Source organism: Rhizobium sp. N621 (assembly GCF_001664325.1).
In the GTDB taxonomy this organism is placed as follows: Bacteria; Pseudomonadota; Alphaproteobacteria; order Rhizobiales; family Rhizobiaceae; genus Rhizobium; species Rhizobium esperanzae.
Window position 1 is genome coordinate 1 of the sequence record NZ_CP013497.1, and the last position, 14,958, is coordinate 14,958.

General features: G+C 59.5%; 6 protein-coding genes and 4 pseudogenes. 4 read left to right on the forward strand and 6 right to left on the reverse strand.

Annotation, left to right across the window (positions count from 1 at the left end; translation table 11 throughout):
* Positions 1 to 450 precede the first annotated feature (450 nt).
* Both AMK00_RS32120 and AMK00_RS22695 read right to left on the reverse strand, forming a co-directional pair.
* Positions 451 to 662 (reverse strand): annotated as a pseudogene (locus AMK00_RS32120) (IS3 family transposase); the annotation flags it as partial.
* Positions 616 to 1,575 (reverse strand): IS4 family transposase, encoded by a 960-nt coding sequence (locus tag AMK00_RS22695; protein ID WP_041684010.1) that lies wholly within the window; start codon positions 1,573 to 1,575, stop codon positions 616 to 618. The pseudogene AMK00_RS32120 and the gene AMK00_RS22695, both read right to left, overlap by 47 nt.
* A gap of 105 nt (positions 1,576 to 1,680) precedes the next feature.
* Here AMK00_RS22695 and AMK00_RS22700 point away from each other — a divergent pair.
* Both AMK00_RS22700 and AMK00_RS22705 read left to right on the forward strand, forming a co-directional pair.
* A pseudogene (locus tag AMK00_RS22700) lies at positions 1,681 to 2,315 on the forward strand (integrase core domain-containing protein); the annotation flags it as partial.
* An 84-nt stretch (positions 2,316 to 2,399) separates the two neighbouring features.
* Positions 2,400 to 3,368 carry an IS481-like element ISRel2 family transposase gene (locus AMK00_RS22705; protein ID WP_011053284.1) on the forward strand — a complete coding sequence of 323 codons (969 nt, stop codon included), beginning with the start codon at positions 2,400 to 2,402 and terminating at the stop codon, positions 3,366 to 3,368.
* 1,046 nt (positions 3,369 to 4,414) lie between these two features.
* Here the strand turns inward: AMK00_RS22705 and AMK00_RS22710 are convergent.
* The gene (locus tag AMK00_RS22710) at positions 4,415 to 5,332 is read right to left on the reverse strand and encodes a recombinase family protein (protein WP_008534020.1); all 918 of its coding nucleotides are present in this window, start codon (positions 5,330 to 5,332) and stop codon (positions 4,415 to 4,417) included.
* A gap of 564 nt (positions 5,333 to 5,896) precedes the next feature.
* Between AMK00_RS22710 and AMK00_RS22715 the strand changes: the two genes are divergently transcribed.
* Complete coding sequence (locus AMK00_RS22715) at positions 5,897 to 6,256, forward strand: DUF6283 family protein (protein ID WP_123876244.1); 360 nt, start codon at positions 5,897 to 5,899, stop codon at positions 6,254 to 6,256.
* 73 nt (positions 6,257 to 6,329) lie between these two features.
* On the opposite strand, the pseudogene AMK00_RS31035 reads toward AMK00_RS22715, so the two are convergent.
* From AMK00_RS31035 to AMK00_RS22730, 3 genes and pseudogenes are all read right to left on the reverse strand, one after another.
* Positions 6,330 to 6,717: pseudogene (locus AMK00_RS31035) on the reverse strand (hypothetical protein); the annotation flags it as partial.
* 23 nt (positions 6,718 to 6,740) lie between these two features.
* A complete protein-coding gene (locus tag AMK00_RS22725; RefSeq protein ID WP_064812013.1) occupies positions 6,741 to 7,895 on the reverse strand; it encodes a site-specific integrase in 1,155 nt (384 codons plus the stop codon).
* Positions 7,896 to 8,277: 382 nt separating this feature from the next.
* Positions 8,278 to 10,635: pseudogene (locus AMK00_RS22730) on the reverse strand (hypothetical protein).
* Positions 10,636 to 11,058: 423 nt separating this feature from the next.
* On the opposite strand from AMK00_RS22730, the gene AMK00_RS22735 reads away from it, so the two are divergent.
* Positions 11,059 to 14,856: a hypothetical protein gene (locus AMK00_RS22735; RefSeq protein WP_012489394.1), complete on the forward strand. Its 3,798-nt coding sequence runs from the start codon at positions 11,059 to 11,061 to the stop codon at positions 14,854 to 14,856.
* Positions 14,857 to 14,958 lie beyond the last annotated feature (102 nt).

The following is a 14,958-nucleotide window of genomic DNA, read 5'->3' on the forward strand; positions in this document are numbered from 1 at the left end:
GTGCGGCTGATCGTTATTCCTGCCGTTGAGGATTTCGGTTGTGGTCAGCTGACCACCAAGCTAACCTCTTGGAAAACACCAACTTTCAAAGGCGGCTTGTCGCAGGCATTGTGCCGGTTACCGTCTGGCTCCCGAGCCAAATGACGCCTCTTAGGGGAACAGTAGACCGTGATCTCAATACGAACGCGCCCAAGGTCGCGCACGAACAAGACCAGGAGCGAAGTCTTCGCACGAAATGGCAGCCGCCTTTCATCAATTCATTGGCACCGGCGCGGCAAATCGCAAGGCGGCCGGCTGTGCCGGCTAATCGCGAGTGGGCGATGGCGCCGCATGGATAGGACGCAATAGGAACAACTACCTGCTGCCATCCGCAGCGCCGGAATCTACGGGGCTGATTCGCGGCGGCACTTCCACAACACTGGGAGAATTCATCAACCGCTATCTTGGGCGAGGTGACGCAATGAGCCACTCGACCCTATGGTCTTTTGACCAGGCAAGAATGGCATTCGAGGTGAGTTTGGTGCCGTTGTCGGAGAGATCATTGCGAGTTTCGAGCGAGGCGACGACCGGAGATCGAGGTGTCCGGGGATCGCCGCGAGGCATTCTCGCGTCGCGTCATCGACGATGTTGAGCACGCGAAACCCCCTTCCGTAAGCGAACTTGCAGGCACGCGCGCACCGATCCTGGCCAACGCGAAGGCTCTGCCCGCTGGTCGCTGGATTTTGTTCGTGACCAAAAGCAAATGATCCAGTGGAACATTTCTCCACCGAACGACTGAGGCATATACCTATCTCGCAAGGCCCAGCCATCGGCACAGTATTTGAGTCCGTTGAAGAAGGTGATGGGTCCAGGCGGCTTGGAGGAGGCATAGCCGTTCCAGCCGCCGAGTTTGGCGATGATCCAAGCGGCCCAGGCGAGCGAAGCTTTGGGATGGGGATTGGATTGCAGCTTGGTCTTGCCCTTGAAGCGGCTTTCGAGGGCGGCGAGCGTGTTGATCTCGTGGGGACTGACTGCCAGGCTTGCCGGGTGAGGATCGCCGCCACTGCGGTCCTGCACGAGTTGGAGGACGATTGCCGCGGCCTTGGCGGCGATGGCGACGAGCTTTTCCAGCCGCGGCGCTAACTGCAATTGGCTGTCTTCGATCTTGAAGCCCTGCGTCTTCATCACCCGGAAGAACTGCTCGATCATCCAGCGCTGCTTGTACCAAGCGACGATCTGCCAGGCGTCAGTCGCACTGGAGAGCGCATGGGTGGTCAAGAGCAGCCAATGCAAGGGCTCGACACCGTCGGGTGCGTCCGGTTCGACGACCTCGACCCAACTGAGCCTAACCCCGTCGGGCAGCCCTTCTTCGCGCAGGTTTTGCGGTCGCCTGATCGTCGCCTGGCCGAAGCGCAGGCACAACGTTGCCTGCCGCGCCGGACGGTCGGCGCGCTCGCGCAGCTCGATCGTTTGGGTGTCGCAGAACCGAACTGTCTCTACGACATCACGCAGTTTAGAGCCGCCGATGAGTGCATGGTCATGCATGACGCGCGACAAAAGATCGAAGCGTTGGTCGGGCAGGCGCGCCCACATCATAAAGAAGTCGCCCTATTGCGCGACCTCGCGACCGGCGACCGGCGACCGGCGACCGGCGGCTTCGGCGGGGGGGGGAGCGCCGTTGGGGTCGACCGCATCTACGGGCTCTATCGCGAAGAAGGACTTTCCGTTCGCAAGCAGAAAAGCCGGGGCGGCACTGTCGGCACGCGTGGCCCGATCCTGGTCGAAGCGAAGGCCAATGCCCGAAGCTCGCTGAATCTCGTTCACGACCAGTTCGCTTGCGGAAGGCGGTTTCGCGTGCTCAACTTCGTCGAAGACGTGACCCGCGAATGCCTGGCGGCGATCCCGTGCACCTCGATCTTGCGTCGTCGCGTCGCTCGCGAACTGTCGGTCCTCATCGAACGGCGCGGCAAACCGGGGATGATCGTCTCCGACAACGGCACGGAATTCACCTCGAATGCCATCCTTGCCAGGTCGAAGGATCATAGTGTCGAGTCGCACGGCATCACGCCGGGAAGCCGATGCAAAACGCTAATGTCGAGAGCTTCAACGGCCGGATGCGGGACGAGATGGTCAACCAAAGCCTGTTCCTCGGCTGCGATTATGCCCGAAGCGCCATTGCTGGGCCGACGATTACAACCACTTCCGGCCGCACTCATCGCTCGGACCAGACCCGGGCACGTGATGCAGATACCATTGCCGCAACCGGCTCCAACGCTGCGCGAGATGAAAGCTTCGCGTTTCCGCCACTTGGCGTACTCGGAGCGCGCAGGCTCTAGTTGTGAGCTTTCGGGAGGTTGTCCATTCAAAGCGGATTTAGGAGACTGGAGCTATCACACCTCGAGTCGGAAGGATCGCCGCGAATGAACATTCATAAGAATGCCCGACTGACGCCGTTGCGCCGGGAACAAATGGCGCTTGCTGTTATCGAAGGGCATCTGACCCAGGCTCAGGCAGCACAGGCCTATGGCGTCGCGGCCAAGATCGTCGCCCGTTGGGTCGAGCGTTTCAAGGCCGGTGGTCGAGAGGCGATGCTCGATCGTTCCTCCCGACCTCATGCCATGCCCCGGCAGACCAGTCAGGCGCTGGCGGAGCGCATCATCACGCTTCGCCGCCAGCGCCTGACTGGCAAGCACATCGCGATCGAAACCGGTGTATCTGCAGCGACGGTGAGCCGGGTTCTCAAGCGCGCAGGCCTCTCCCGCCTCAAGGATATCGAGCCGGCCGAGCCTGTGCGTCGTCATGAACGCCAGGCTCCCGGCGAGATGATTCATATCGACATCAAGAAGCTCGGCCGGTTTCATGAGGTCGGCCACCGCATCACCGGCGATCGCACTCGCCAGAGTTCGCGCAGAGGCAAGAGTTGGGGCGCCGGTTGGGAATGCGTTCATGTGGCCATCGACGATGCCTCTCGCATCGCTTTCTCACAGATATCGCCGGACGAGACGAAAGAAAGCGCCGTGGCCTTCTTGAAGGCGGCATTGGCCTATTATGCCAGCCTCGGGATCGCGGTCGAGCGCGTCATGACCGACAATGGTCCCTGCTACACATCAAAGCCATTCGGCCAAGCTTGTCGCGACAACGGCCTCAAGCACGTTCGCACCAGACCATATACGCCTAAAACCAACGGAAAGGCCGAACGCTTCATCCAGACCGCCCTCAGAGAGTGGGCCTACGCCGTCGCCTATCCCAACTCGGACATGCGCGCCGCCGAACTGCCACGATGGCTTCATCGCTACAATTGGCACAGGCCTCACGGAAGTCTAAACTCAAAACCACCAATCACTAGGCTCGCTCTTACCCAGGACAACCTGTTGAGGCTCCACATCTAGTCGCTGCCGGAGAGGATTGAGTGCTAGGTCAGCGGGTCCACTGATCGAGGTTTTTCGCCAGACTCTGCTGTCGTGGGCCAGCAAGTCTTTTGGGGTGGGACGCACTGCCAACAGCTGCTTTTCCGGTGGTCAGCTGACCACAGCTACAACACTCTGAAAAGAAACGACATTTTCGGGCGCTACTATGGACGGCGCATGACCCGCTCCTCGCGCCACCTCTCACAAGATCGGTTGTGTAGAGATAGGTACCGTCCTGTCGCCGCCATGGGTCGCGGGGTCTTGGCGGTCATTTTTGATCGTACATGACGTTCTAAGGGCATTGGTCATGGTTGCCCGGGTAGAATGGCCGACAGCCCTTCTATGCGGCTGGTGTAGTAAGGTCAGTTGATGCACGGAGCCGATTGAGCGGCTTCGTGTTCGAACGAACAATCGCGGTGTTTGTCACGACTGAAAGGAGACATTGCTTTGTAATCTTAACGGCGGTCTCCGCAGGATGCTTCAGGACGAAGACCTCCCAGGCTTCGAGGACAGTCGAAATTTGCTGGTCGTAAAACGAATGTTTGCAGATCTTCGGCCGTAATCATTCTTGTAGGAAATATAGCTGGCGGCGCGGACAAATGGCTCAATCAAATTGTCGAGCATCCTTGAAAGAACGCCGAAACGCGGACGGATTGTAAAAGAAACAAATACTGTCTGACTGAGTTCCGGCTCGCGCCCGAATTCGTCGTGCAGCCGAGACGGCTTTTTGGTAGCGAGGGGAGCGGCTGTCCTCTGCTTTTACCCGCGCCGCCGAGGGTCATGGCCCGCGCGCCTCTGCGGATCATAATCACCGCGGCTGAAGCCTTCAGCACGTTCCGGGGGAGGGGGCGAGCAGGCGGAGGAAGCCGGCTCCGCGGCGAGGATGTAGGCGCTGAGCTGAAACCGCGGAGCGATAGCGACTAGCGGTCCTGGCGCTACAGATCCCCAAAGGCCGGACCTGACGGCTATGCAGTCGAATAGCGACAAGAAAAGACTCTCTGCCATCGGGCGTCGGATGAACCATGCCCTCAACGGCGAATGAGGCCAAATCGGTGGGCTTCGTCCAGCAGGACCCGCACCGAGGACGGTTGCCAGTTCTTGCCGCTGCGCACAGGCCGTTCTCCCATCTGGTCCAGTTGCGCGGCAATGTCGCGCAGCGACAGGTTGGGATCGGCAATGGCAATTGCCGCCACCAGCTTCATCAGATAGTCTTCGGGAGCCCGGCGAGGGGATCGAGCAAGGAGTTCCTTCTCCGCGAGCTTTTCGCGTACCATGCGATGAACAGCGCGACGAAGGCGTTCGACGGTCCAGTCGTGGCCACGGCGATTGAGAACCCGCACGACATTGTCCCAACTGTGCTGCGGCCGGAGTTGACGCACCATCGGCAGCCACGTCTGCGCCGATGCAATGAGTTCATCGAGATAGAGCTTCTCCCGTGCCTGCGAGATTGCCTTGATCGCCTCCGGCCGTCGTTCTCGCAGACCGGGATTTCCAGGAAGCTTGCCGCGTGCCTTCGCCGCCTTAATGCCGGCTTTGGTACGCTCAGCGATTAGCGCCCGCTCGAGCTGCGCGACGGCGCCGAGGACCTGAAGGGAAAACATGCCCTGCGGGGTCGACGTATCGATTGGATCGCGGATCGACCGGAAATGCACGCCGCGGGCCTCGAGGTCCTCGATCACCGACAAGAGATGACTGACGGATCGGGCCAGTCGATCGAGGCGCACGACAATGAGGACGTCGCCGGCGCTAAGTTCAGCGAGTAATCGCGTCAGCACCGGTCGAGCCCGCGATGCTCCGGAACCATGCTCCTGATGGATCCGATCGCAGCCGGCTGCACGCAGCTCGTCCAACTGGGCATCGTGGACCTGTTCATCCGTCGACACCCGGGCATAACCGATCAGCCGCTTGGGAGATTGTTGGTTGTCAAATGTTTGTGGCTTTGCCATCGCGCTTGTAACGGCCCTGTCTCGAAGTAGTTTGTACAGATAAGGCATGCGTTAGAAATCGAACAGTTGCAAGCGTGTTTTAAGTGTCAAATAGCGGCCCACCAGACTCAAATCGCCACCCGAGATAAGCAACGGAGCGTCCGCACTGACAAACCCGCGCCAGCGGGCTCCTGTGGCGGAAAGGCCGGAAAACAACGGTTTTGGAGATGTCGCGAGAGCAGGGGGCCGCAGGAGGACGCCGGCGCATATGCGGGAAGAAGGGGCCGGGATCATGCGGGCCAACTGGGGCGGCCGAATTCTGTCTCGGGGAGTCCGGTCATCCAGGACGGCCGATCACTGATTTGCGCGCTGAAATCAATCGCTGCCGAGGTGGCTTTTACTTCCCGTTTTCAGTTGAAGCGCTAAGCTGAAAAACTGGCGCCGAACTTTGACCTAATGGCTTCACGCGGAGCAGGGGAGGTGAGGGGAGAGCGATGTTCGAAATCATTCGAGTTGGTGGAAAGGTGTTGGAAGAACGCGCTCACGGTTGTAAAAACCGGCTAACGATAACGATAGGATTTTCGGATGAGCTGGAAACTGAGGCGAGTTAAGCAGTGTGCCAAGTGCCCTTGGAAGGTGTCCACGAACCCTCATGATATTCCGAATGGCTATAGTCAAGAACTGCATCAGGCTCTTGTCCGCACCATCGCCGAGCCGGAATCGCTGAAAGGCACCGGCCATGTGATGGCTTGCCATGAGCATGCGCCAGGGGAGGAAGCCCACTGTGTCGGCTGGCTCATGAACCAGATCGGGCCCGGCAACAACATCCCTTTGCGTCTTCAAGTCATGTCTTGCGAGAATATCGAGGCGGTCATCTTGGAAGGCCCGCAGCACGAACGGTTTGAAGATACGCTGCCGAAAGGCAACGACGTCGCAGTTGGGTAGGAGTCAACTTACTGCGATCGCCAAAAGGCAGATCAGCGGCCGCTGCCCCTTAGCACAGCTCTGATTGTTGCCATTAAAGTCCTGATGCCTTGGTGAGGTTGATCCGGAAGCGGTCACGGCGGCGGTGATACTTGCGGGTCATTTCAGCGCTGGTATGACCGTGCTGTTTTTGGACATACCGCAAGTCGACCTCAGCCGAGCAGGGTGACGAGGAGGCCCTTGGCAAGCGTCTCGACCCAGCCGCAGCCGCCTTCGGTCTGGTCGCGGCCGCAATCCAGCCCGACGATCTTGGAGCGGCGCAGGCCGCCGGCAAAGCCGATCAGCAGTATCGCCCGATCCCGAATGCCGCGCGGAGTTCCCCTATCGAGCGTTTCGAGTATGGCGATCATGTGCTCGGGGAGCACGGCTTCTTTTTGGCGAGGAGGGGCTACATGGGTGTTGCGGATGCCGGCCAGAACGGTGGTGGACGTTTAGCGGCATCTAATTATAGCATCCGAGAGGCCCGGCCGCTTCGACGGGTTGCACTATTGTAATAGCTTGATGCCTGCTGAACCGAACGATGACGTGACTGCTCCATGGCTTCGGGCAGGGGAATGCCGCGATTGGCGGCCTCAGTCAGATAGCCGGACCTCAACCCGTGCGCCGAAAACTCCCTAACCTCCAGCCCGGCCATCGCGACCCGCCGCTTGACGATATCATTGACCGCCTTCGGATCGAGCGCCCGCTTGGAAACATTGCCCCAGCGATCGATCGCCCGGAACACACTGCCGCTCCCAATCTTGGCGGCCGCCAGCCAGGCGTTCAGCGCCTCCACCGGCCGCCCGGTCAGGTAGACGACCTCGTCCTGACCGGCGCCGGAATTCTTGGTGCGGCCGAGGTGGATGGACAGCGAGGGCAGGGGGCTACCGTCCTCGCCGGCAACGGGCGGCTCGATCGTCAGCTGCTCCTTGCGCAGGCCAGCGACTTCGCTGCGCCGGCGGCCGCCGGACGCGAAGGCGACCATCAGGATCGCTCGGTCGCGGAGATCGCGCAGGCTGTCGCCGCCGCAGGTCGCCAGCAGTTTTGCCATCACGTCACCGGTGACCGCCTTGGCGCTTTTGCGAAGACGTTGTCTTGGTGCGGCTCGGATCGCCAGCCGAATGGCTGATTTGAGGGCAGGGGAGGCGAAGGCGCCGCCGAGACTGCGCCATTTGGTCAGCGTCGACCAATTGGCCAGTCGCCGGCGCACCGTATCGGGCGCGTGCGGCCCGGCCGAGCGGAGAAAGCCGCCGTCTCGCAGGGACTGCTCGACTGCGGCCGGCATGCCGTGCTCGGGATCGGTTTCGCGCCGCGCCGGGTCCCAGAGATGATGGGCGACGAATTTCAGCAGCAGCGCCTCCGGCGCCGGCCAGGGCAGCGAGCGGCCGGTCGCCGCCAGGCACCAGGCCTCGAGGTAGCCGAGGTCGGAGGCGAGCGCCCGCAGCGTGTTGTCGCCCATGCCTTCGTTGACCAGGTGCCGCAGCGTCTCGACATCCTGGTCGGACAGAATTTCCGCCAGCTTGTCGCGGCGGTCGATCGGCAGCACCGCGGCGATGGTGTCGAGTGTTTCGGCACGTCGAGCGACGGCGTCGGGCGCTGATTTCGGGGCGATGATGTCCACGGAGCCTCCTGAAGCGGCGAAAATCCGGCGGCCGCAACGGCGCCGGCGACCGCGCTTTGCCCCGTTTTCGCTGATTTGCGGGTCCAAATCAATTACTTCCGATAAGCAGTACTTATCGGAAGTGATGCCTCGCGCAAACCACCGTCAGGGGCAACGGAAGCTAAAGGCATTTTCGCTTCTAAAACAGAAAAGAACAGCGCTAATTCATATGGTTAACGGGATGGAAACATCACGTGCTCCATCAAGTTGGCAGTAACGGACGCGGAAAATGAGACCGTAGACAATTGAGGGCAGGCCGAACCTGCCTGCGCCTCGGCGGCAAGCTCGGTCGTACCGCGCGAGCCCGTCTGTAAGCAGAGCCCGGCCGATCGCCCGTTCCGGCCTAAGCCGCTTCCCAGACCTGGTTCAGGATTTTTGCGGCGAGCGCCGCCTTGTCCTGCGGCAGGAACCGCCCATAGTGCTGCTGCACCACATCGGGGGTATCCTGGATCGCATAACTCGCCTGCTCGTAGGAGCCTGTCTGCTTGAGGATATGCGTCGCCAGAATATCCCGGACATTGTGCGGACCGTGCGGCAGCAGGCCCTTGATGGCGCCGCGACCGGTATAGGGATTGTAGATTCCATATCGTTGGATGACGGTTCGCCAAGCTTAGTAGAATGTCGCGGAGTCGTATGCGGCTTCGGTACTGGTCGTCTTCACCGTCTTCACGAACAGGGTGCCGGGGTCCTTTGCACCGGCGAGCAACACACCGCGGTGCCGTTCGATGTACGCGTCCAGGTATTTGTAAAGGTCGAGCAGGTCGGGCAGGATCAAGCGGAAAGGTTTCTGGCCGAAGAAGGACGAGCCGGAATTCTTGAAGGCGACGGACGGGATGAGCACTTCCCAGCCACGCTCGCGATCGCTCCAGCGCAGCTCCCCGCATTTCATGTCTTCCAACCGGCGTTCCGCCGTTGGAAAATGACCGCGCGGGCAGACGCGAAGCTGGCGGAGGTTCTTCTGCCGCAGCCCTAGATGCAACCCAAGCCGAAGCATCAGGAAGGAGCGGACGGCTTCCGCCGCCGGCCGCGGATAGTGGTCCTCGTCCGGCATGCGCTTCAGGATCTCGTCGGTGATCTTGCGATATTCCGCCAGCGGACTGTCTGCCTCCAGGATCACCATGATCGGCTCGAAAGGATCGCGATGAACGCGCATGACCCGCTGAACTTCCTTGGAGCGATTGGCAGCATGCCGATGAAACGCATCGCAGGCGCCATGCCAGTCACGCGAAGCGAATTCGATCTCCTCTGGGGCGATCAGGCCTTCGATGGATCTGACATTCCTCAGAAGCTCCGGATGCTGCCGGATCCAGCCGACCTCGGCACGGGTGAGGGCTTGTGCGACCATCAGCATGTCTTCTTCCCACTTGGTCTAGAAGCCGCGCCGCTGCTCGCGCCATTGCAGATACCAGTCCCAGACACCCGGGAAAATCAGCAAGCCGAAGGTCAATTGGCTGAGCGGGACGCCGCGGCCTTTGACGATGCCGGCGGGTGAGGCGGCGAGCGCCCCGAACATCAGCCCGAGATGCTCGATCTTTTGCGATGCCGTTTCCTCGCCCCACACGCCATTGCGCGGGAAGCCGATCGCCGTCAGCGTCGAGGTCTTGAAGCGGATCAGGTCCGCCATCTCCATCGCTAGGCGCGGTGGAGCATCGACCACGCCGGAAAGAAGGTCCGGGTCCTCGAAGGATTCTTCCGCGCTGCGATTGTCGCCGATGGTCAGAGCTGCCGATCGCGGAGACAGCGATCCACCGCCATAGGTGATGCCGGGAAAGCGGATGGCATAGCGTTGCTTGCTGGCCGCCGCCTGGTATCGGCGATAATCGGTGGAGCCGGAGATGATGACCCGTCGCACCCAGTCGAGGATCTCCTCGCGCTCGGAAAACGGCAGGCTGCCAAAATCGTCCGGCAGATGCCAGGCCAGTCGCCGCCGCTCGGCAGGACTGATATCGCCAAGGTCATGACCGTTGAGCGAACGCGCCTGATGCGGAAGCTTGGCCTTGAAATATCCCGGCGTCAGTCGATAGCGCCGCTCGATGCGGGCGAGGATATCGAAGCTGGCAATGGACCTCGGCGCGCGTTCACCCTGGATCCAAGACAACAAGGTCTTGTGGTCGAAGCTCTCGCCGAGACGAATGATCGCGCGATAGAGTTGCCAGTAACTGTCGCCGAAGCGGCGCATCTGGTAGATGAGCGCGTCCTGAAAGCTCTGGGGATCGTCCGCCGCTTCGAACAGCGGTTCGGGAAACTCCTGGACCGGTTTCGGCTGCGGACCTCGCGGCGCAGAGGCGGATTGGGCCGGAGTGTTGTCGCTGCCCATCCGTTGGGGCTTGCGGGTCGCGGATGCCACTGGTGCTGGCGCGCGACGAACGGGTTTGGGCGATTTGGTTTTCGACTTTGACGGTCGAACGTCTTCCGCCGCCGGCGGCATGCGGAGCCATCGAAGGATGGCGTCGAGGCCTGGACGTAGGTGGTGTTTCAGCTCCGCTGTCATCTCGTCTTCGACCCCGCAGGTTTCACCGATTTTCGTCCAGTCGATGCGGCCGTTCAGCAAAGGCGGTGATTTGCGGTAGATAATCAGGCTGATGAGGTATGGTCGGATATTTTCCAGGACCCGTTTCGATGCGATCGGCGCAATGCGCAGCTCGCAGAAATCTGAGATCTTTCGTTGAAAATGACGTGAGGAAACATCTTGTTTTGGCATGCTCGCATTCCATAGCTATCGGCCCAATGCCGAGGGCGAGCGGAAATAAAAGCTGTCCTTTAAAAAACAATGTATCCACCGGCGGCCCATTCTCAATGAGCGCGGCCGGATAGCGCTGGCACGCACCATGGCGGCGCGGAAGATGCAGGGGCGCCGGAACGTCCTAGATGCTGCGGAGTTGGTTGAGCTCGTCATGGCACAGACGCTTGAGGTGACGTCGCATGCGCGCGGCGGATTGTGGGAACCTGGGATTGAGGGAGGTGACGGAGAGGGGAGGTTTCGGGCGTGGGGCGTGATGTAGCCTCCGAAAAATATCGCGATTGATTTCGCCTTCCGTCGGTTCATTTTCTGCGTTGTTGATTGTTGCATTGAATCCTAGATCCGCAGCACTGTGCGGCCGCGTGGTATAAGAAAGTGCGTCTGATGTCAGAGAATCTAGAAAAAATTGACTTGTCTGAAAATCAACTCTTGGCTTCGATTTTCGGAAATTTAGAGTGGGGCAACGCTGACGTCTTCGCGCTTAGCTCGCTTGGCGAACCTGATGGTCTCGGCGAGATTGCTGGCTACTTGAGCATGCTGGACGGCAAGCGCAGAGTCCGAGATATCTATCTGATTCTTCCGCCGCTTGGCGAGCGGGATCGTGACACTGTCGGGTCCCAAGTGCGTGCGGGTATCCGCCGTGCCCATTACACCATGGCCCGCGATGAAAGAGCGACCAGTATTGCCGATTCCAGGTTCGAAAATCTCAAGTCTATTGAAACCTCCAGCTTCAGCGGCGAAAACCTGATCTCTGTCATTTCGGTTGCACGCGAGTATGACGTCGTCATCATCGCTGATGCGAACGAATATCGATTTGCCGGTGTCTCAGTTCCGCTCGAGACCGTACTCGACGAGGACCGGTGGGCGCCTCATCTGGCCCATTTGATGCTGGCAGCTGAGAGAGTGGCTCGCGCCCACGGCAGCTATATCCTCTTGGTCACGAGAACAGGTCTGCCAGCCAGGCAGCCTAATATCGATCGGCTCCGCGATGCAGGAGATGTTGGGCTACTTGAGCTCCGTGTGTCCGTCGCAATGGGCGCAGAAGAGGTCGTGGCTTTCGTTGAACACCTGATCGATCTCGTTGACCGCGATCGCGCCGGCGCTGCGCTGTCCCTCATAGAAAACGAGGTCCGGCTGTCTAAAGACCAGAGATGGGCACTTGAGATCGACATTTTCTCGCGAGCAGGTCTAAGACCGCGCGTTCAACAACTCCTTCAGGAAGACCTACCAGATACGGCATCACTTCCGGCAACCGTCCTGCTTCGTCTCGCTGAAATTGCTGCCGAAGCCGATCGTGACGATTTATCTGTCTGGCTGCTGGATCAAAGTCTGCCTGATCTGCAATCCCAATCTCATCTCGAAACTGCTTTGAGCGTTGCGCGGAGGATCGAGCGGCGACCTTTGGTCGAACGGGTGATGATTGTTCTCACCAATCTGCATCCGGAGTCCGTTGTTCTTCGCCGACAGCGCGGATTTGACGCCGTAACAGAGGGAAAGTATGAGCAGGCCTCCGAAATATTTGAAGGGCTGCCGACCCCAAAAGACCGTGATCGAGCCCAATTCTATCGGGCACTCAATGGCCGAATCGAGTGCGGTGCGCTGAAGCAGCCGGAGGCGCTGATCGAAAATCTGATCAACCAGTTCCCCGACTACAGCAATGCTATCCGTCTGCAGGTCATCAGGTCACTGGAGCGCACCGATAGGCGTCTGGACGCGATCGCGTTGCTGCTCGACACGGACTTCTCGACAGAGGCCACCTGGCTGACGCTTGCATCAAATCTAATTGAGCAGACGATCCTGGCCGGCGAACTTGATACCGTTAAAGGAACTATTCCCCAACTGGTGGATGTTTCGCTTCGATATCTCGCGTCTCATCCGACTGACGGACGCGTCCGCACATCCATTGTCGACCTTCTTGATGCATCACACCTCGCAACGTTGGGGCCTGCGATCCTTTTGCGCTCAGTTCTTGAGCGAGCCGGCCGGCCGGTCACGGTCCGCGAGCGAACCACGGTCCAACCGCGGTCCGGATTGAAAGATATTGAATCTTTGCCAGCGGTCTCGCGCAGAGTCTTAGATGCGCTGGCAGCAAAAGGGGAGGGAGTGATCGTCATCGCGAAGCACACCGTGTCCAGAAAGGAACTTGGAGCTGATCCGGATCAAGTCCTCGCGGCAATCCTTGAATTCATCAATTTTTTCGAACCTGGACGGCGGGAGAGCGTCGATACGCAGGTGCTGCACAATCTGGTAATCGTTGCGGCTGCTGTTGCACCGCTAGCCACCGCAAGCGATGAGGATTTGACGGTTTTGCGGGGAGTGGCGATCAAGCTGGCAGTCTGCGGCCAATCGCAGGCGGCTCGCGATCTGGCTGAACAGGCGCTTGCACTTGCTGGCGATAGCCCACCGCGTCGTCGGCAGGCCCTCTTCTCCTTCGCCGATATTTATGCGCGTCTGGGCATGACGAGAGAATCCCTACTGGCGCTTGCCGCCGGCATGGAAGCAAGTGACAGCGTCACTTGGGACGAAATTTGGTACGAGCTCAATCTTCTGTTCAGATTACTCCGTGATCTGGGTCTGGCCGATCGAGCTATCGACCTCATACCTCGCTGCCGCGAAGCGTTGGCGGCGATGGGATTGGAAGATGTCTTCGGTCACCGCCTCGACACGTTCGAGCTTCAGGCGAAGGATCAGATGCGCCGGAAAAATGCAGCTCCGGCCGAGGGCTTAGAGACTTTATTGGCCGATGCAACCAAAAATGCTCGAGAGGCCCTCAATGCCAATGACGAGCTGCTCCCTGTTACCGTCTTCTTGCGACAGCTTATGAACGAGGCGCGAGCAATTGGGTTACCCGGGCATTCAGAAACGCAGTTGGTTTTCGACAAACTTGTCGAAAAACTCCCCATACCCCACAAACCCATAGCCCTGGCGATTAGTGATAATCCGACACTGGAAGATGTCGTTGCCGTGGCGGGCGGCGTTACTGCTTCCCAATATGCCGACGATACCAGTTATGACCTGCGCTTGGTCAGAGCAATCGCGAAGAAGCTTGCCCGGTCTTCCATAGATAGCCAGGACCTGGAAGGCTTCGTTTTCGCTGCGGAAGCCTTGAGCGATCAAGGTCTGCAGGTGTGGGGAAGGAATGGTGAGCTGGTACAGCCCACTCGATTGCTTCATTCCAGTGGCGATCCTCTTACGGTCGCATCCGATCTCGCCCAATGTTTGCCGATCGTGTGCCTGGCAAGGGACGAGGCAGGTCTGATGTATGGGAGGCTTGGTGGGGAGGGCGAATGCAGACTGGATGCTGTACCGACCAGAGTGTTCGAGACAATGGCCTTTAAACAGTGGCGGGAGATCTTCCCCTATGGCTATCGAGAGCTTGGTGATGATGCGTTTCGCGAATCAACGGCGTCTCTCGGCTTGGTCGAGCTGCCGAAACGAGCGCTTTTCATCGCTGGCGAACTCACTCTTTTGCCGCCGAACGTCATGAGCCTAGAAGGTGATCTCGTCGGTTTGAACAGCGCAGTCGCGACCGCACCGTCGCTTGGATGGTTGCGTGCTTCGATCGACGCGGATCGTCAAGGAGATGGTAGTGCCGCTGCCTGGATACCTGTCGCCTCGGACCTCTCCGACACCGAAACCCTTTCGCTGTTGCGAGATGACATCGTGGATGTTCTTACCGACGCCAGCGTGCCTCTGTTCACGGAACCCAAACCCCCGAGTAGTTTTTCCAGAGCAGATCTTGCGATCCTTGGAGCGCATGGAGGGCTCTCGCATGAAAACCAGTATTTCCGATCGGTGAGCGATGATCGTCATCAACCAGCCGACATTAAACAGCTGGTGGACCTTCTTCATAATAGCCGCGTGGCGATTCTATTTGTTTGTTCCGGCGGGCGCCACGATTTTCATCCGGAAAGCGGCGGCGCCGTGGGTCTGGCGCGGCGCCTGCTAGGACATGGACTAAGCGCGGTCGTTGCACCATCTTGGCCATTGGAATTTCTTGCTGTTCGCCCTTGGCTGAAAGCCTTTCTTCCAGCTTGGAACAGCGGATCACCGTTGATCGATTCATGTCATGTGGCGAACCAAGAGGTTGCCCGCGTGTCCAGCTACAGTCTCAAGCGCTCACTGGCAATGACGCTTTATGGCAATCCCCTTGTCACGATCGACGGCTGCGCCTGGAGTTGACTGCGGGAAGTCGATCGTCTCAGGACATCCAGTAAGACGATCTGTTAAGGAAGACCTGAATGTGGATTGGTCCTAAAGGGTTTAAAGTCACTGTAGGGGAAA

Coding starts and splice junctions, on each gene's coding strand:
- AMK00_RS22705 (WP_011053284.1), top strand. CDS start 2,400: ATGAACATTCATAAGAATGCCCGACTGACGCCGTTGCGCCGGGAACAA.
- AMK00_RS22735 (WP_012489394.1), top strand. CDS start 11,059: ATGTCAGAGAATCTAGAAAAAATTGACTTGTCTGAAAATCAACTCTTG.
- AMK00_RS22715 (WP_123876244.1), top strand. CDS start 5,897: ATGAGCTGGAAACTGAGGCGAGTTAAGCAGTGTGCCAAGTGCCCTTGG.
- AMK00_RS22710 (WP_008534020.1), bottom strand. CDS start 5,332: ATGGCAAAGCCACAAACATTTGACAACCAACAATCTCCCAAGCGGCTG.
- AMK00_RS22695 (WP_041684010.1), bottom strand. CDS start 1,575: ATGATGTGGGCGCGCCTGCCCGACCAACGCTTCGATCTTTTGTCGCGC.